Annotated in this window: 15 protein-coding genes and 1 pseudogene; 11 read left to right on the top strand and 5 right to left on the bottom strand. The window is 60.6% G+C overall.

The genetic code is table 11. The annotated features are described in order from the left end of the window. Positions 1-4: 4 nt before the first annotated feature. Complete coding sequence (locus tag ACZ5SR_RS15815) at positions 5-964, top strand: branched-chain amino acid ABC transporter permease (protein WP_464449559.1); 960 nt, start codon at positions 5-7, stop codon at positions 962-964. Between the two features lie 76 nt (positions 965-1,040). Here the strand turns inward: ACZ5SR_RS15815 and ACZ5SR_RS15810 are convergent, their stop codons facing one another. Beyond that, positions 1,041-1,556, bottom strand: a complete 516-nt coding sequence (locus ACZ5SR_RS15810) for a 2,4'-dihydroxyacetophenone dioxygenase family protein (RefSeq protein WP_464449558.1) — start codon at positions 1,554-1,556, stop codon at positions 1,041-1,043. A gap of 102 nt (positions 1,557-1,658) precedes the next feature. Between ACZ5SR_RS15810 and ACZ5SR_RS15805 the strand changes: the two genes are divergently transcribed. After that, positions 1,659-2,375 (top strand): haloacid dehalogenase type II, encoded by a 717-nt coding sequence (locus ACZ5SR_RS15805; RefSeq protein WP_464449557.1) that lies wholly within the window; start codon positions 1,659-1,661, stop codon positions 2,373-2,375. Positions 2,376-2,380: 5 nt separating this feature from the next. Here the strand turns inward: ACZ5SR_RS15805 and ACZ5SR_RS15800 are convergent, their stop codons facing one another. Both ACZ5SR_RS15800 and ACZ5SR_RS15795 read right to left on the bottom strand, forming a co-directional pair. Next, positions 2,381-2,935 carry an adenine phosphoribosyltransferase gene (locus ACZ5SR_RS15800; protein ID WP_464449556.1) on the bottom strand — a complete coding sequence of 185 codons (555 nt, stop codon included), beginning with the start codon at positions 2,933-2,935 and terminating at the stop codon, positions 2,381-2,383. A gap of 3 nt (positions 2,936-2,938) precedes the next feature. After that, positions 2,939-4,924, bottom strand: a complete 1,986-nt coding sequence (locus tag ACZ5SR_RS15795; RefSeq protein ID WP_464449555.1) for a cation:proton antiporter domain-containing protein — start codon at positions 4,922-4,924, stop codon at positions 2,939-2,941. A 111-nt stretch (positions 4,925-5,035) separates the two neighbouring features. Here ACZ5SR_RS15795 and ACZ5SR_RS15790 point away from each other — a divergent pair, with 111 nt between their 5' ends. Genes ACZ5SR_RS15790 through lptC form a run of 3 tightly spaced genes read left to right on the top strand, consistent with a single transcriptional unit; the run spans position 5,036 to position 7,213 of the window. Then, complete coding sequence (locus tag ACZ5SR_RS15790) at positions 5,036-6,022, top strand: KpsF/GutQ family sugar-phosphate isomerase (RefSeq protein ID WP_464449554.1); 987 nt, start codon at positions 5,036-5,038, stop codon at positions 6,020-6,022. A 1-nt stretch (position 6,023) separates the two neighbouring features. After that, the gene (locus ACZ5SR_RS15785) at positions 6,024-6,611 is read left to right on the top strand and encodes a KdsC family phosphatase (RefSeq protein ID WP_464449553.1); all 588 of its coding nucleotides are present in this window, start codon (positions 6,024-6,026) and stop codon (positions 6,609-6,611) included. Then, positions 6,608-7,213, top strand: a complete 606-nt coding sequence (gene lptC, locus ACZ5SR_RS15780; RefSeq protein WP_464449552.1) for an LPS export ABC transporter periplasmic protein LptC — start codon at positions 6,608-6,610, stop codon at positions 7,211-7,213. The genes ACZ5SR_RS15785 and lptC overlap by 4 nt, the downstream gene beginning before the upstream one ends. Positions 7,214-7,336: 123 nt before the next feature. Here the strand turns inward: lptC and ACZ5SR_RS15775 are convergent, their stop codons facing one another. Next, the gene (locus ACZ5SR_RS15775) at positions 7,337-7,897 is read right to left on the bottom strand and encodes an RNA recognition motif domain-containing protein (RefSeq protein WP_464449551.1); all 561 of its coding nucleotides are present in this window, start codon (positions 7,895-7,897) and stop codon (positions 7,337-7,339) included. Positions 7,898-8,127: 230 nt separating this feature from the next. Beyond that, positions 8,128-9,330 carry an ammonium transporter gene (locus tag ACZ5SR_RS15770; RefSeq protein WP_464449550.1) on the bottom strand — a complete coding sequence of 401 codons (1,203 nt, stop codon included), beginning with the start codon at positions 9,328-9,330 and terminating at the stop codon, positions 8,128-8,130. A 203-nt stretch (positions 9,331-9,533) separates the two neighbouring features. Here ACZ5SR_RS15770 and ACZ5SR_RS15765 point away from each other — a divergent pair, with 203 nt between their 5' ends. From ACZ5SR_RS15765 to ACZ5SR_RS15740, 6 genes and pseudogenes are all read left to right on the top strand, one after another. Further along, positions 9,534-10,100 (top strand): TMEM165/GDT1 family protein, encoded by a 567-nt coding sequence (locus ACZ5SR_RS15765; protein ID WP_464449549.1) that lies wholly within the window; start codon positions 9,534-9,536, stop codon positions 10,098-10,100. 218 nt (positions 10,101-10,318) lie between these two features. Next, complete coding sequence (gene metX, locus ACZ5SR_RS15760; protein WP_464449548.1) at positions 10,319-11,473, top strand: homoserine O-succinyltransferase MetX; 1,155 nt, start codon at positions 10,319-10,321, stop codon at positions 11,471-11,473. Beyond that, positions 11,470-12,054, top strand: coding sequence for a methionine biosynthesis protein MetW (gene metW / locus ACZ5SR_RS15755; RefSeq protein ID WP_464449547.1), 585 nt, complete (start codon positions 11,470-11,472; stop codon positions 12,052-12,054). The genes metX and metW overlap by 4 nt, the downstream gene beginning before the upstream one ends. 1 nt (position 12,055) lies before the next feature. After that, positions 12,056-13,255 carry a Bcr/CflA family efflux MFS transporter gene (locus ACZ5SR_RS15750; RefSeq protein WP_464449546.1) on the top strand — a complete coding sequence of 400 codons (1,200 nt, stop codon included), beginning with the start codon at positions 12,056-12,058 and terminating at the stop codon, positions 13,253-13,255. A 153-nt stretch (positions 13,256-13,408) separates the two neighbouring features. After that, positions 13,409-13,870, top strand: a pseudogene (locus ACZ5SR_RS15745) (thymidine phosphorylase); the annotation flags it as partial. Between the two features lie 142 nt (positions 13,871-14,012). Beyond that, entirely contained in the window at positions 14,013-16,928 is a 2,916-nt protein-coding gene (locus ACZ5SR_RS15740) for a Tn3-like element IS1071 family transposase (protein ID WP_003049965.1), read from the top strand. The last annotated feature ends 64 nt before the right edge of the window (positions 16,929-16,992 follow it).

Genomic DNA, 16,992 nt, shown 5'->3' with positions numbered 1-16,992 from the left:
GACCATGACCACTGTCTCGACCCCCTCACTCAAGACCCAGTCGTTCACGCACCAGTGGGTGGCCTTTGCCATCATGGTGATGGTGCTGGTCATCGCCCCGATCTGGGTGTACCCGATCTTCCTGATGAAGGTCATGTGCTTTGCCTTGTTTGCATGCGCCTTCAACTTGCTGATCGGTTTTGGCGGCCTGCTCTCGTTTGGCCACGCCATGTTTTTGGGCACCGCAGGTTATGCGGCAGCCCACGCGGCCAAAGTCTGGGGCTGGAACCCGGAGCTGGCCGTGTTGTTTGCCACCGCTTGCTCTGGGCTACTGGCGCTGTTGACCGGCATGTTGGCCATCCGCCGGCAAGGCATTTATTTTGCGATGATCACCTTGGCGTTTTCCCAGATGGTGTTCTTCTTCTACCTGCAAGCACCTTTCACAGGTGGTGAAGACGGCATCCAGTCGGTGCCACGCGGCAAGCTGTTTGGCATGTTCGATTTGTCTGAAAACTCGGCCATGTACATGTTTGTGCTGGCGATTTTCCTGGCCGGTTTTGCCCTGATCTGGCGCATCATTTATTCGCCCTTTGGCCAGATCCTCAAAGCCATCCGCGAAAACCAGGACCGCGCCATTTCGCTGGGTTACGACACCGACATGTTCAAGTTGATCGCCTTTGTGATCTCGGGTGCTTTGGCGGGTACCGCCGGAGCCACCAAGTCACTGGTGTTCCAGTTGGCCTCGCTGACCGACGTGCATTGGTCCATGTCGGGTGAAGTCGTCTTGATGACCCTGCTGGGCGGCCTGGGCACCTTGTTTGGCCCCGTGGTGGGCGCAGCAGTGATCGTGAGCATGCAAAACTACCTGGCGCAATTCGGGGCCTGGGTCACCATCATCCAGGGCGTGATCTTTGTGGTCTGCGTGCTGGCTTTCCGCCGGGGCATCATTGGCGAGATTGCCAACTGGATCAAGAAGCCGCTGTGATGCCGCAACACTGAGCTGCGGCTCAACAACAAAAAACCGCTCCTTGGAGCGGTTTTTTTGTGGTCAGCAAATCCGTTCAGCGCATGAAGTTTTTCACGTAATCTGCGCCCAAGCCCACCGCCTCAAAGTGGGCGCGGTACTTCTCGATGCGGGTGAAGACATCGTCATAGCCCGTGGAATTGCCTTGTGTGTCCACGTACATCAGCGCGCCATGCACCGTGAACATCGTCACCATGTCTTGGCAATCGTCGGGCACCACCAAGGTGTGTGTTTCACCCGGGGGCTCGAACACATAACTGCCTTCTTCGGCCACCCAGTCGTGTTCCAGATACAACCACTTGCCGCGCAGCACATGGGCATGCACCATGCCGGAATGGCGGTGGCGCTGCAGCAAGCCAGAGCGCTTGACTTTGAGCAGGTGCACGTAAAAGCCACCCGTCACGTTCAGGTGCAGCGGGCGTGACCAAATGCCTGGGGCCACAGGGGCCCACAAGCGTTCGTCTTCGGTTTGCACGTCGTGCACCACCATGTCGGGGGCCATGCCCCAGGGTTGGGGTTTGGCGTAGGGCACGCGGTCGTCAGCGTCGCTCATGGGTGTATCTCCATTCAATAGCCCCACACCTTAGCGCCAAGATGGCCTTGTGTCTGCACTTTGGGTGACAGCCACTCTGATGGTGCGTGGAACAATGAAGCCATGCACACACCTCACTTCTCCCCGGACAGCGTACAGGTTCTGGCGTTTGACATTTTTGGCACCGTCGTGGACTGGCATGGCAGCATCGTGCGCGAGATGCAGGTCTTGCACCCCCAAGTAGATGGCGATGCTTTTGCATTGGCTTGGCGGGCAGGCTACAAACCCGCCATGCAGCAGGTGATGAGTGGCGAACTCGGTTGGACCTTGATCGATGATTTGAACCGCATGATTCTGGACAGCTTGCTGCCCAAATTTGGCCTGTTGCATTTGAGTGAGGCCGAACGCCAACACCTCAACCGCGTCTGGCACCGGCTGCATGCGTGGCCCGACAGTGTGGAGGGGCTCACGCGTTTAAAGCGCCGATTCACCATCACCAGCTTGTCCAATGGCAACATCGGATTGCTCACCAACATGGCCAAGCAGGCTGGCTTGCCTTGGGACTGTGTGCTCAGCGCAGAAGTGTTTCGCGCCTACAAGCCTGACCCTGCCACCTACCTCGGCGTGGCCAAGGTGTTCGACCTGGCCCCTGAGAAGGTCATGCTCGTGGCCGCACACCATGAGGACCTGGCGGGCGCTCGTGCGTGCGGCTTGCGCACCGCCTACATCGAGCGCGCTTTAGAGTTTGGTGCAGCGCACCCGAAAGATGTCTCGCCCCAAGAAGGCAATGACCTGCATGCGCTGGATTTGAACGCTTTGGCCGATCAACTGGGTTGCTGAAAAACTCAGTGCCCCTCGAAAGACACCAGCGTGAACAGTTTCAGGCCCGCAGCGCGAATCCGGTCAGACCCGCCCAGCTCGGGCAAGTCGACAATGGCCGCGCCCTCGATCACGCTGGCACCGAGTTTTTCGAGAAGCTTTTTGCCCGCCATCATGGTGCCACCGGTGGCGATCAGGTCGTCGATCAGCAGCACGCGCTGACCCGGCTTGACGGCATCGGTGTGCAACTCCACCGTGGCACTGCCGTATTCCAGCTCGTAGGTTTCTTCCACCGTGGTGAAGGGCAGCTTGCCTTTTTTGCGGATGGGCACAAAACCCAGACCGAGCTCGTAGGCCACGACCGAGCCCAAAATAAAGCCGCGTGCGTCAAGCCCCGCCACCACATCTGGCCGCAGGGCGGGGTGCATGTAGCGGTGCACAAAGGCATCGATCAGCACCCGAAAGACGCGCGGGTCTTGCAGCAGCGGTGTGATGTCTCGAAACTGCACACCCGGCGCAGGCCAATCGGGCACCGTGCGGATATGGCTTTTTAAATAATCGTTGACGTTCAGGTCGTCCATGCGTCAGCCTCTGAGGAGTTTTTCTTCGGCCACGGCCAGCGTTTGGGATTTACCCGACAGCACCAGCGTGTCGCCCGCGAACAACTCGGTCTCTTCGCTCACGTTCTCGGGTTGGCCATTGGCGCGGCGCAGGTTCACCACACGCACGCCCATGGCGTGAAAGGCCAGGTCCTTGACCTGTTTGCCCAACCAAGGGGAGGCCATGGGCAAGCCCACGGTGGTCAAGCGCTCGTGATCGATTTCGTCAAGCGTGTCATCGTCGGCGCCATGAAAGTAACCGCGCAGCAGGTTGTAGCGCGCATCGCGCTGGTCTTGCACGATGCGGATCACGCGGCGCATGGGCACGCCCACCAGCGCCAGCGCATGGCTGGCCAACATGAGCGAGCCTTCCAGTGCCTCGGGCACCACTTCGGTAGCCCCAGCCAGCTGCAATTTTTCCAAATCCAGGTCGTCTTGCGTGCGCACAATCACCGGCACTTGGGGTGCGTGGCTGTGGGTGTGGTCCAGCACCTTCATGGCAGCGGGCACATCCAGGTAGGTGATGACCACCGCGCTGGCGCGGGCCAAGCCTGCGGCCATGAGCGATTGCAAGCGTCCTGCGTCGCCAAACACCACCGAATCTCCGGCCGCAGCGGCTTGCCGCACCCGGTCAGGGTCCAGGTCCAGCGCCATGTAAGGGATGTTTTCTTTTTCGAGCATGCGCGCCAGGTTCTGGCCGCAACGCCCGTAGCCGCAGATGATGACGTGCTTGCTGGTGTTGATCGACTTGCGGGCAATCGTCGTCATCTGCAAGGACTGCTGCAACCACTCGCTGGCCACCACCTTGAGCACGATGCGGTCGCTGTGCATGATGATGAAAGGCGTGGCCATCATGGACAGCACCATGCTGGCCAGCACGGGGTTGAGCAAGGCCGGCGGGATGATGTTGCTTTGTGCCCCGAGTGTGAGCAACACAAAGCCGAATTCACCCGCTTGCGCCAGATACAAACCGGTGCGCAGCGCCACCCCATTGGGCGCACCTGTGAATTTGGCCAATGCGGTCACCAAAACCAACTTGAACAAAACGGGCAAGGTGGTCAGCAGCAGCACCAAGGGCCAGCGCTCGACCACGATGTGCCAGTCCAGCATCATGCCGATGGTGATGAAAAACAGACCCAGCAACACGTCGTGGAAGGGCCGGATGTCAAGCTCCACCTGGTGCTTGTACTCGGTCTCTGAAATCAACATGCCCGCAATGAAAGCACCGAGCGCCAGACTCAGGCCTGCCATTTCGGTGATCCAGGCCAGGCCCAGCGTGACCATCAAGAGGTTCAACACAAACAGCTCTTCGCTCTTGCGCCGCGCCACCAAAGTGAGCCACCAGCGCATCACGCGCTGCCCGCCCGTCATGAGCAAGGTGATCAAGACAGTGGCCTTGAGCGCGGCCATCAGCAAGGCGGTGAACATCTCGTCGGCCGGGGCGCTCAGGGCCGGGATCATCACGATCAGCGGCACCACCGCCAAATCCTGAAACAAGAGCACGCCCACCACCCGCTTGCCGTGCTCGGACTCCAGCTCCAGCCGGTCGGCCACCAGCTTGATCACGATGGCCGTGCTGCTCATGGCCATGGCGCTGGACAAAGCCAGCGCGGTTTGCCACTCCATTTTCCAAAGGGTGGGCGCCATCGCGGCCACGAACAAGGAAAACACCGTCACGATCACCAGCGTCAGCAGCACCTGCAGCAGTCCCAGGCCAAACACATGTTTGCGCATGGAGCGCAGCTTGGGCAGGTTGAACTCCAGCCCGATCACAAACATCAAAAACACCACGCCGAACTCGGCCAGGTGTTTCACGCCCTCGGAGTTTTGCGCCAAGGCCAGCGCGTTGGGGCCAATCACCACGCCCACCGCCAGATACCCCAGCATGGGCGGCAGCTTGAGCATGCGGCAGCCCACCACACCCAGCACGGCGGCCAGCAAATACAAGAGGGTCAACTCCAAAGCGCTCATGCTTCAATGGTAACAAGTGCATGTGCAACCCTCGGCGAGGCGGGCCATCCGTTCCCCCCCGATGTGGGCTTGAACACACTTGTTTCGCGACACCACACGCTGCCCGATAAAATGTCTTTCATGCTCGCCCATTCCGCCCACACCCTGCAACTCGCCCGCGAGACCCTCGACATTGAGGCCGCAGCCCTGTTGCAACTCAAAGACCGCTTGGACGAACGCTTTGTCCAAGCGGTCAATCTGGTGCTGGGCGTGCAAGGCCGGGTGGTCGTCACCGGCATGGGCAAAAGTGGGCACATCGGCCGCAAGATTGCCGCCACCCTGGCATCGACCGGTACCCCGGCCATGTTTGTGCACCCCGGCGAGGCCAGCCATGGTGACCTGGGCATGATCCAAGGCATCGATGTGGTCCTGGCCATCTCCAACAGCGGCGAAAGCGACGAGCTGGTGGCGATTTTGCCGTTCCTCAAACGACAGGGCGTGCCGCTGATTGCACTGACCGGCGGCCTGCAGTCCTCACTGGCACGCCATGCCGACGTGGTGCTCGACTGCTCTGTCGACAAAGAAGCCTGCCCCCTGAACCTGGCCCCCACCGCCAGCACCACCGCCCAGCTCGCCATGGGCGATGCCTTGGCTGTTGCCCTGCTCGATGCGCGGGGCTTTAAACCCGAAGACTTTGCCCGCTCGCACCCCGGGGGGTCGCTGGGGCGCAGGCTGCTGACCCATGTGGCCGATGTGATGCGCAAAGGCAGCAATGTGCCACAGGTCGGACCCGATGCCGAGTTCACCGCCCTCATGCGCGAGATGAGTAGCAAGGGCTTGGGCGCAACCGCCGTGACCGACGCCCACGGCCATGTGCTCGGCGTGTTCACCGATGGTGACTTGCGCCGCCTGATTGAAAAGGGCGCCGACTTGCGAAGCCTGAACGCCCATGACGTCATGCATGCCAATCCGCGCACCATCCGGGTGGATGCGTTGGCCGTGGAAGCGGCTGAAATGATGGAGCAATCGCGCATCACCAGCATCCTCGTGATCGACGAAGCCGGGTGTCTGTGCGGCGCCCTGAACACCAACGACCTGATGCGGGCCAAGGTGATCTGAGATGCCGACCCTCAAAGCGCTCACACCGGCCCTGCACTATCCGCCCGAATTGCTGCTGCAAGCGCAAGGCATTCGTGTGGCTTTTTTCGACATCGACGGCGTGCTGACCGACGGTGGGCTGTATTTTTCTGAAAGCGGCGAGACCCTCAAGCGCTTCAACACGCTGGATGGCCAAGGCCTGAAACTGCTGCAAAAAGCCGGCATCACGCCCGTGGTCATCACCGGCCGCGACTCGGCACCCCTGCGCCTGCGCCTGAAGGCGCTGGGCATCACCCACGCCCGCTTTGGCACCGAAGACAAACGCCCAGCGGCCGAGGCATTTCTGAGCGAGCTGAACCTGAGCTGGGCACAAGCGGCCGCCATGGGCGACGACTGGCCCGATTTGCCGGTGATGCAGCGCGTGGCCTTTGCCTGCGCACCCGCCAACGGACACGCCCAAGCCAAAGTTTTGGCACACCACATCACCACAGAGCGTGGCGGCGAAGGTGCGGCCCGTGCATTTTGTGATCTGTTGCTGGTCGCGGGCGGTCACTACGCCCGCTTGCTGGCCGAGGTCGGCGTCAGCGCGCACACAGGCGCATCGGCATGAACCGATTGCGCCAACTGCTCGACAAGTTGAGCATTTACTTGCCCTTGATCGTGATGGCTTTGCTGGCATCGGGCAGCTGGTGGCTGGTCAGGAGCGTGCCAGCGCTGACCAGCCCCGAAGCCAACAAGCCGGTGCGGCAGGACCCCGACTACCGGCTGAGCGATTTTTCCGTCAAGTCTTTCAATGCCACTGGGCGCATGACCCGCGAGGTCACTGGCGACAAAGCACAGCACTATCCGGCCACCGAGGCCCTGCACATCGAACAGGTTCGGATTTACGCCGAAAGCGACAGCGGTGCCAAGCTGAACGCCCGCGCCACGCAGGGCATTGCCACCGACGATGGCACACAGGTCACTTTGATCGGCAACGCCTACGCCATCAAACACCCCCAAGAGACCCGTCCCCAAATTGAACTGCGCGGTGAGCGCTTGGTCGCCTTGCCCGACGAAGACCGCGTGGTGTCTGCTGACCCGGTGCAAATCACCCGTGACCGCGATGTCTTCACGGGCAACACCATGGACTTCAACAGCAACACCGGCGAGCACGTGTTGCAAGGGCGTGTGCGCGGCACCTTGGCCCCCAAGGCACGAAAAACACCCTGACGGTTGCCACTGGCCAAAGACAAAAGACCAAAGGCCTGAGCGGACCCCAGAAACGACAAAGCCCTGCATCGCAGGGCTTTGAGAGGATTCAAGGGCCTGTATCAGACAGGCCGGGTGCGTGAATCAATAACCGCCGCCGTAGCCGCCGCCACCGCCGCCACCACCTTCACGGCGACCGCCACCACCGCGTGGGCCAGCACCGTAGGGGCTGCGGAAACCACCGCCGCCGCCTTCGCCACCACCGTAGCCACCGCCGCCTTCGCGACGACCACCACCGCCGTAGCCACCACCGCCTTCACGGCCGCCACCGAAACCACCGCCGCCGCCTTCACGACCGCCGCCGTATCCGCCGCCACCGCCTTCACGGCGACCACCGCCGTAACCGCCGCCGCCGCCACCACCGAAACCACCACCGCCAGTGCGGGGAGGACGGGCTTCCATGGGACGAGCTTCGTTCACCACCACGTTGCGGCCGCCCAGAGGCTGACCGTTCATGCCGTTGATCGCCGCTTGTGCTTCGTCATCGCTGCCCATTTCCACAAAGCCGAAGCCTTTGGAGCGGCCAGTGTCACGTTCCATCATGACTTTGGCGCTGGTCACAGCACCGAATTCACCGAAGGCTTGTTCCAGATCGCCGTCGCGAACCGAGTAAGGCAGGTTGCCGACGTAAAGTTTGTTGCCCATGAAAGGGACTCCTCAAAACACAAAGAAAAAAGCGATGGAGCTTCGACAACGCATTCGACATACCTGAAAACATCGGAAGGAAAGCGAAACTGATGGGGTCACCGCAAACAAGACCTTGAGGCAGCATGCCCCAAAGTCACCGAATTATGAGAGTGAAAACAAAGCAAAAGGCAAGGGGGAAACCCCCCAATACCTGTTAAAAGCGGAACTTTCACTGGTTTTCTGTTGTTTTACCAACTCACTTCGCGGTCAGGCGTGGCGCTGATTTTGTGAATGCTCAAGTCGGCACCGTCGTATTCTTCTTCTTGGCTGAGCTTCAGGCCCAGCGTGACTTTGAGCAGGCCGTAAATCACCAAGCCACCGAGCAAGGCCCAAGCCACGCCCATGGCGGTACCGATCAACTGCGCCGTCAGGTTGACGCCACCCAGGCCGCCCAGACTGCTGGCCCCGAAAATGCCGGCAGCAATGCCGCCCCAGGCGCCGCAAATGCCGTGCAAAGGCCACACACCCAACACATCGTCGATCTTCCACTTGTTCTGGGTCAGGGTGAACATGACCACAAACAGGGCGCCCGCCACCGCGCCGACGACCAAGGCACCAAAAGGGTGCATAAGGTCAGAGCCTGCACACACCGCCACCAAACCGGCCAAGGGACCGTTGTGCACAAAGCCGGGGTCGTTTTTGCCCAAAACCAAAGCCGCCAAAGTGCCGCCCACCATGGCCATCAGGGAGTTGACCGCCACCAGACCCGAAATCTTGTCCAAGGTCTGGGCGCTCATCACATTGAAGCCAAACCAGCCCACGATCAGGATCCAGGAGCCCAAAGCCAAGAACGGGATGCTCGATGGCGGATGGGCTGAAACTTCGCCGTTTTTGCGGTAGCGGTTGTAACGGGCACCCAACAAGATCACCGCAGGCAGCGCGATCCAGCCGCCCATGGCGTGGACCACCACCGAACCTGCAAAGTCATGGAACTCATCGCCAGTGACTGCCTTGATCCAGGCCTGCACGCCAAAGTGCTGGTTCCAGACAATGCCCTCGTAGAAGGGGTAGACAAAACCCACGATCACCGCCGTGGCGATCAACTGCGGCCAGAACTTGGCCCGCTCGGCAATGCCGCCCGAAATGATGGCGGGAATGGCCGCGGCAAAGGTCAGCAAAAAGAAGAACTTGACCAGGTCATAACCATTTTTGGCGGCCAGCTGCTCGGCCCCCACAAAGAAGGTGGTGCCATAAGCCACGCTGTAACCGACCACAAAATAAACCACGGTGGACACAGAAAAGTCCACCAGGATTTTGACCAGCGCATTGACCTGGTTCTTTTTGCGGACCGTGCCCAGCTCCAGAAAAGCAAAACCAGCGTGCATGGCCAAGACCATGATGCCGCCCAACAATATAAATAGCGCATCTGCGCCCTGTTTTAGTGCTTCCACGATCGTCCTTTGAGGATTTTTGAATTGATTTGGTGCATTTTGGGGGCGATCCACCCCCGCGCACCAAACAAAAGCAAGAAACGCACCCAAAGTAACTCACCCCTGCCCAGCCCCCCTTGCTCCCCCATACCGGTGCACAGGGCCACTCACGTAAGATGCGCACCTCTTACCGAACAGTGTTCAGGCTGACGCCCACACCCCCCATGGAAGCATTTCTCGTCTCTACCGGCATCGTGGCTTTGGCCGAAATGGGTGACAAAACCCAGCTTTTGTCACTCGTGTTGGCCGCCCGTTTTCGCAAGCCCTGGCCCATCGTCTTGGGCATATTTGTCGCCACACTGGCCAACCATGGCTTGGCAGGCGCGGTGGGCAGCTGGGTCACCAGCGTCATGGGGCCTGATGTGCTGCGCTGGGTGCTGGGCGCGTCGTTCATCGCCATGGCGGTGTGGATGCTGATTCCAGACAAGCTGGACGACGAAGAAGGCGACACCGCCCCGGGCATGGGGGTGTTTCTGACCACGGTGGTGGCGTTCTTTCTGGCCGAGATGGGCGACAAGACGCAGATCGCCACCGTCATGCTGGCCGCGCAATACAACGCTTGGTTTGCCGTGGTGGCGGGCACCACGCTGGGCATGATGCTGGCCAATGCCCCCGTGGTGTGGCTCGGCGACGCCATCACCAAGCGTGTGCCACTGCGTCTGGTGCACCTGATCTCGGCAGGCATTTTTGCCGTGCTGGGCGTGATCGCGCTGTCGGGCTGGGGCAGCTGAGCGGCCCTCTTACCCTGAACTGCAGTCACTGGCGCTTGCACAGGTTTGGGGATCATCGGCCTTATACTCGACCCATGCGCCGATTTGAACCCAATTGCGGGCGCCGGAACCTTCATGGTTTCGAAATTCAGCTAAATGGCGTGTGTTTCATCTCACAGAAACCCGGCCCAGCTGACTGCGAAGCCGGGTTTTGTTTTTTGCACACCTGAACACATTCGATGTTGATCGCCGAACCTCAAAGCATGCTGTTTGAAGCCCCTTTGCCTTTGCAAAGCGGCTCGTCCATCCGTGACTATTCACTCAGTTACGAAACCTACGGCACGCTCAACGCCGACAAGTCCAACGCGGTGCTGATCTGCCACGCACTCAACGCCTCGCACCATGTGGCGGGCGTGTACGCCGACCAGCCCAAAAACGTGGGCTGGTGGGACAACATGATCGGCCCCGGCAAGTCGCTCGACACCGACCGCTTTTTTGTCATCGGTGTGAACAACCTGGGCTCGTGCTTTGGCTCCACTGGCCCCATGCATGTGAACCCCGACACCGGCCGCGTGTACGGCGCGGACTTTCCCGTGGTCACCGTGGAGGACTGGGTCAATGCCCAAGCCCGATTGCTCGACGCTTTGGGCATTGAACAATTGGCCGCCGTGATGGGCGGCAGTTTGGGCGGCATGCAAGCGCTGTCTTGGACGCTGCAATACCCCGAGCGGGTGAAACACGCGGTGGTGGTGGCCAGTGCGCCCAACCTGAACGCCGAAAACATCGCCTTCAACGAAGTGGCCCGCCGCGCCATCGTGACCGACCCGGACTTCCATGACGGGCATTTTTATGCACAAGGCGTGGTGCCCAAACGCGGCCTGCGCATCGCCCGCATGATCGGCCACATCACGTATTTGAGCGACGACGTGATGAACGAAAAATTTGGCCGTGAGCTGCGCGAAGCCGTGACAAGCAACGCCACCGGCTACAAATACTCCACACAAGAGGTCGAGTTCCAGATCGAAAGCTACCTGCGCTATCAGGGCGACAAGTTCAGCGAGTACTTTGACGCGAACACCTATTTGTTGATCACCCGTGCGCTCGATTACTTTGACCCGGCCCGCGCTTTTGGCGGCGACCTCTCCAAAGCGCTGGCCCGTGCCCGTTGCCAATTTTTGCTGGTGAGCTTTTCCACCGACTGGCGCTTTTCGCCCGCCCGCAGCCGCGAGATGGTCAAGGCCCTGCTCGACAACCGCCGCGACGTGAGCTACGCCGAAATCGACGCACCGCACGGGCACGACGCCTTCTTGCTGGACGATCCGCGCTACATGAACGTGGTGCGCTCTTACTTTGACAACATGGCGAAGACTTTGAATGAAGGAGGTGCCGCATGAGCGACCCTTTGATCATGCAAGCCATTGCCCGCTTGGTGCCGCAAGGCGCCCGCGTGCTCGATTTGGGCTGTGGCGATGGGGCTTTGCTGGCTTATTTGCAGCAACACAAAGGCTGCACAGGCTACGGCGTGGAGCTGGACGACACCAATGTGCACGCCTGCGTGCAGCGCGGCGTGAACGTGATCCAGCTGAACCTGGACGAAGGCCTGAACCTGTTTGCCGACCAATCGTTTGACGTGGTGCTGCAGATCGACACCCTGCAACACCTGCGCAACGCCGAGACCATGTTGCGCGAGACGGTGCGTGTGGGACAAATCGGCATCGTGGCTTTTCCCAATTTTGCGCACTGGTTCAACCGCCTGAGCGTGCTGCAAGGCCGCATGCCGGTGACCAAGCGCCTGCCTTACCAATGGTACGACACGCCCAACATCCGCGTGGGCACTTACGCGGACTTTGGCGACCTGGCCCGCAAGAACCAGTTGCGCGTCATGGACGCCTTTGGCTTGCAGCAGGGCCAGGAAGTGCGCCTGTGGCCCAACCTGATGGCGGGCACGGCGGTTTACAAATTGCAGCGCGGCTGACGTGCCCGCCGCATTGGTCACGCCAGGCACCCCCGCCCACGGCCCCTGGCTGATTGCCAACCTGTTGGCACAAATCGCCTTTGGCCTGCTGGCCATGACGCTGTGCCTGCCCTCCATGCAAGAGTGGGGCGCGATTTTTGACACCCGACAAGCCGATGTGCAGCTGACCTTCAGCGGCTACGTGATGGCCTACGGGGCCTTGCAACTGGTGTACGGCCCGCTGTCCGACCGACACGGGCGCAAACCCATCTTGATGCTGGGTCTGGTGATCGCGGGGCTGGCCTCGGTCATGGCCGCGCTGGCCACCGACATCGCCACACTCACCGCCGCGCGGGTGCTGCAAGGCGCAGGCAGCGCCGCCAGCATGGTGGTGGGCCGCTCCATGGTGCAAGATCTGTTTGCCGGACCACAACGCACCCGCGTCATGGCCTACATCGGCATGGCGATGGGCATGTGCCCGCCGCTGGCTACGCTGATCGGCGGGCAGATCCATGTGCGTTTGGGCTGGCAAACCAACTTTGTGGTGTTGGCCGTGTTGGCCTTGCTGCTCTTGCTGGCGGCGTGGCTGGGCCTGCCGCGTGTGGCCAAACCTCCACCGGCCCCGGGCCATTGGCTGCGGGCCATGCTCAGTGCTTATGCCCGCTTGCTGAGTGAGCCACGCTATTTGCTCTACGTCGCCATCCTCGCCGCCACCACCGCCACCTTTTACGCCTTCTTGGCCGGGGCTCCGATCGTGCTCAAGGGCTACGGCATCGGCCCGGACGGCATTGGCTGGTTCATCATGGCCGTGCCCGTGTCTTACATCTTGGGCAATTACATGACCTCGCGCCTCATCGCGAAAGCGGGCGAATCGCGCGTCATGGCCTGGGGCCAAGCGCTGACGCTGGGCGGGCTGGTGGTGATGCTGGCGCTGGGCCTGGGGGGCATGCAAACGGCGTTGGCCGTGGCCTTGCCGCTGCTCTTGCTGGGTTTGGGCCACGGCTTGCTCAACCCGCCAGCATTGGCGGGCACGGTGAGCGTGTTGCCTGCACTGGCCGGGTCAGGCGCAGCGGTGGCAGGCCTCATGCAGCAACTGACGGGGGCCACCGGCGGTTATCTGGTGGGCTTGGTGCCACACGAAGGGGCGGTCAACCTGGGTTGGATGATGCTGGGCTTTGCCCTGACAGGCGCGATGGCCCAGTTTTTTTTGCACCGACGTTGAGCTAGCACAAGGTCTGACCCGGTCATCAGCTGGCACAGCGGGCGTTTTCGGTTTAGGCTGAAATCCATGGACACCACAGCTTCCAACGCCGGTATCTTGCCGAACACGTCACACAGCACCACGACGTCCATCCCTGTCAATGAGGCCTCGCCCTTGTCGCTGCGCCGGGTCGCCATCGACACCTACCGCGAAAACGTGGCCTACCTCAACCGCAATTGCGCAGTGTACCGGGCAGAAGGTTTTCAGGCGCTGTCCAAGATCGAAGTGAGGGCCAATGGACGACAGGTGGTGGCCACCCTCAATGTGGTGGACGACGACAACATCGTGGCCTGCACCGAAGTGGGTTTGTCAGAAGAGGCTTTCAGGCATTTGGGCGTGCCCGATGGACACACCGCATCGGTCTCGCAAGCCGAACCTCCGGCATCGATGGAAGCGCTGTTTCGCAAGATCGATGGCGAGCGTCTGAACAAGGACGACTTCCACGCCATCGTGCAGGACATCGCGGGGCACCACTATTCCAAGATCGAACTCACCGCCTTTGTGGTGGCCACCAACCGGGGCGAGATGGACCGCGAAGAGGTGTACTTTTTGACCGAGGCCATGGTCGCTGCTGGGGTCTCCTCGTTTTCAGTGCAATAAGTGACGGTACGCAAAGCTAGCACTGGCGCGGGGGTGGTCTGGGTAGACCGTTGATTTCATTGACTTTCCTGTTCGCTTTGTAAACGGGTATGGTGGCCTCCCACTTTTGAGGTTCACGATGCAGGGTTGGCACACAACGTTTTTGGGGATGCGTGGGCTCCCCCGCGATATCAGCGACTTCGAGATGAAGGCATTTTTCACCTTCGATGGTGCCGAGCGCGACGCAATCAATGCACGCCGAGGTGATTCCCACAAGCTTGGTCTGGCGCTCCATATTGGTTTCCTGCGCATGAGTGGGCGTTTGCTCGGTGCCTTTCGGGTAATTCCAGTAGCCTTGTGGCGCCACCTTGGCAACGAGCTTGGCATTGCAGCACCAGAAGTCGCCTCGCTGAGAGCCATGTATGAACGCGGGCGCACGCTATTCGATCACCAACAAGTAGCCTGCACGGTCCTTGGATTCCAGTGGATGAGCGAGCACCAGCGCCGCTCACTGGTACGTGAACTGCGCGACGAAGTGGCGCGCTGCGCCGACCGCGATCAGCTACTCGTGCGGGCGCGTCAATGGCTGTACAAGAACAAGCTGGTGATCGTGCACGAGCGGGCAATTCGGACACTGATTGCGGCGGCACTTGCCCAGCTTGAAGTTGAAACAGGCACCGCCATCGCCGCCAGCGTTGATCCAGCAACACTTGATCGCTGGCGAGCCTCAGTTTCAGAGCTGCGCCCAGATGGACAAACCCAGCAGAGTTGGCTATGGGCTGCACCGGCGAAACACTCAACCCGCCAAATCAGCGAGGTACTGGAGCGCATCGACCTGCTTTACACGCTGGACGTTCATAAGCACCTGGCAGACATCCCCGATCTCATCTTGCGCCGCTACGCGCGCCGACTTGTCTCCAGGCCGCCCTCAGCCGGAGCCAAGATCAAAGAGCCAGCGCGCACCGTGGAGGTCGCATGCTTTCTTCGGTATTGCCTGTTCACCACCACAGACCAGTTGATCCTTATGGTGCAGCGCCGGATCGCCGATCTGTGGCGTCAGGCTGCCGCCGATGTCCCCGCTACCGTCAATTGGGCCGCAATGTACAAAACGCTGCTCGGCGAACTTGTTGCCTTGAGCGCGCAAGGTGCGGTGCCAGATGCTGAGTTGCGTGCCCGTCTTGAAGCCTTGATCACCGAAACCCAGAAACGCAAACCACCGAGCAGGGCCTCCCTGGTCCGCGAGGGATTGATTGATGGAATTCGCCCCGTGCGGTCGTTGCTCGTCGCCATTGCAAAGCTGCCCTGGCAGGCCACCGGCGAGCATCCTGCCATCGAGTACCTTGCCAAGCTGCAAGCTTTATATCTCAAAGGATCCAGAAAGCTGCCAGTTGAAGTGGTGGCACCAAGTCTGGGAATGATCTGGCAGGTTTCGATCTCCAGCCCAGACCGGGAACGGGCGTTTCAGGCGTTGGAGGTGGCCACCCTGTTTGCCCTGCGCCGCGCGGTGCGCAATGGCTCGGTCTGGATTGAGCACAGCCTGAGCTTTCGGGGTCGTGCGCGCTTGTTCTTCACGGACGAGCGTTGGCAGGCAGAGTCCAAGAAACACTATGCCCGTCTATCGTTACCCAGCAAGGCTGCCACTTTCTTGAAGCCTTTGCTGGCCAGAGTAACTGCCGGTGTCGATGCGGTGGCCGCTGCAGCCCGCAGTGGCGTACTGCGCGTGGATGATGAACTCCATTTGTCGCCATTGCCCGCAGAGGACGAAGACCCAGAAGTGACCAAGCTGCGCGCGGCTTTGGATCACCGCATCGGTGAGGTTCAATTGCCGGAAGTGATTCTGGCCGTTGACGCCCAGGTGCGCTTTAGCTGGATCATGCTCGGACGTGAGCCGCGCTCTACCGACGAGCTGCTGATGGTCTATGCCGGCATCATGGCCCACGGCACCAGTCTGACTGCGGTCGAATGCGCGCGCATGATTCCGCAATTGTCTGCCACCAGCATTCGCCAGGCCATGCGCTGGGCGCGGGACGAACGGCGTCTGAGCCAGGCCTGCCAGGCTGTGCTGGAATTCATGCAGCGACACCCGATTGCCGCCACCTGGGGGCGGTCCGATTTGGCATCTTCTGACATGATGAGCATGGAGACCACCAAACGGGTGTGGCAAGCCCGGCTTGATCCTCGGCGCAACACACCTTCCATTGGAATCTACTCCCATGTAAAAGACCGGTGGGGCATCTTCCATGCGCAGCCCTTTGTGCTCAATGAGCGCCAGGCGGGCGTGGCCATTGAAGGTGTCATCCGCCAAGAAAAGCTGGAGACCAGCCAGCTTGCTGTGGATACCCATGGCTACACCGACTTTGCCATGTCACATGCCCGTTTGCTTGGTTTTGATCTTTGCCCGCGGTTGAAGGAACTCAAACAGCGCCACCTCTTTGTGCCACGCGGCACCAAAGTGCCCGCAGAAATCGCTGCGGTGTGCGAAGCCAATGTCGACGTCGCTTTGATCGAAAAGCATTGGGATAGTCTGGTGCACCTGGCAGCCTCGGTCATGAGCGGACATGCCAGTGCGGTGGCAGCTCTTGCGCGGTTCGGTTCTGCCGCCCAGGGCGATCCAATCTATGAGGCTGGCGTGCAATTGGGGCGGTTGCTGCGTACGGCGTTTTTGGCTGACTACTTTGTCAAGGACGCTTTCAGGAACGAGTTGCGCCGGGTGCTCAATCGGGGCGAGGCTGTTAACGCCCTCAAGCGCGCCATTTATACCGGCCGGATCAGCCCGGCGCAGGCCAAACGTGTCGATGAAATGCAGGCTGTGGCCGATGCGTTGAGCCTGATGGCCAACATCGTGATGGCGTGGAATACCTCACAGATGCAGGCGGTCCTGGATCGCTGGTCGAACCGCCGCCAGGTCATTCCACCGGAACTGATCGGGAAGATTGCGCCCACCAGGCTGGAGAGCATCAACTTGCGGGGTGTGTTTCGCTTCCCGGTTGACCGCTATGCTGACCAAATCCTGCCTTCGCGGCCAAATGCATCGATAACTGGCACCAATGGATGAAACCGACCACGGTTTGACGCCACGAATCGCAGATTTGAAAGTGAACAGGAAAGTCAATGAAATC

The organism is Limnohabitans sp. TEGF002 (assembly GCF_055395845.1).
This window is presented reverse-complemented; position numbering and strand designations above follow the sequence as displayed.

What these genes read in the sequence shown, in the direction of transcription:
- ACZ5SR_RS15815 (WP_464449559.1), top strand. Translation starts at nt 5, where the DNA reads ATGACCACTGTCTCGACCCCCTCACTCAAGACCCAGTCGTTCACGCAC.
- ACZ5SR_RS15810 (WP_464449558.1), bottom strand. Translation starts at nt 1,556, where the DNA reads ATGAGCGACGCTGACGACCGCGTGCCCTACGCCAAACCCCAACCCTGG.
- ACZ5SR_RS15805 (WP_464449557.1), top strand. Translation starts at nt 1,659, where the DNA reads ATGCACACACCTCACTTCTCCCCGGACAGCGTACAGGTTCTGGCGTTT.
- ACZ5SR_RS15800 (WP_464449556.1), bottom strand. Translation starts at nt 2,935, where the DNA reads ATGGACGACCTGAACGTCAACGATTATTTAAAAAGCCATATCCGCACG.
- ACZ5SR_RS15795 (WP_464449555.1), bottom strand. Translation starts at nt 4,924, where the DNA reads ATGAGCGCTTTGGAGTTGACCCTCTTGTATTTGCTGGCCGCCGTGCTG.
- ACZ5SR_RS15790 (WP_464449554.1), top strand. Translation starts at nt 5,036, where the DNA reads ATGTCTTTCATGCTCGCCCATTCCGCCCACACCCTGCAACTCGCCCGC.
- ACZ5SR_RS15785 (WP_464449553.1), top strand. Translation starts at nt 6,024, where the DNA reads ATGCCGACCCTCAAAGCGCTCACACCGGCCCTGCACTATCCGCCCGAA.
- lptC (WP_464449552.1), top strand. Translation starts at nt 6,608, where the DNA reads ATGAACCGATTGCGCCAACTGCTCGACAAGTTGAGCATTTACTTGCCC.
- ACZ5SR_RS15775 (WP_464449551.1), bottom strand. Translation starts at nt 7,897, where the DNA reads ATGGGCAACAAACTTTACGTCGGCAACCTGCCTTACTCGGTTCGCGAC.
- ACZ5SR_RS15765 (WP_464449549.1), top strand. Translation starts at nt 9,534, where the DNA reads ATGGAAGCATTTCTCGTCTCTACCGGCATCGTGGCTTTGGCCGAAATG.
- metX (WP_464449548.1), top strand. Translation starts at nt 10,319, where the DNA reads ATGTTGATCGCCGAACCTCAAAGCATGCTGTTTGAAGCCCCTTTGCCT.
- metW (WP_464449547.1), top strand. Translation starts at nt 11,470, where the DNA reads ATGAGCGACCCTTTGATCATGCAAGCCATTGCCCGCTTGGTGCCGCAA.
- ACZ5SR_RS15740 (WP_003049965.1), top strand. Translation starts at nt 14,013, where the DNA reads ATGCAGGGTTGGCACACAACGTTTTTGGGGATGCGTGGGCTCCCCCGC.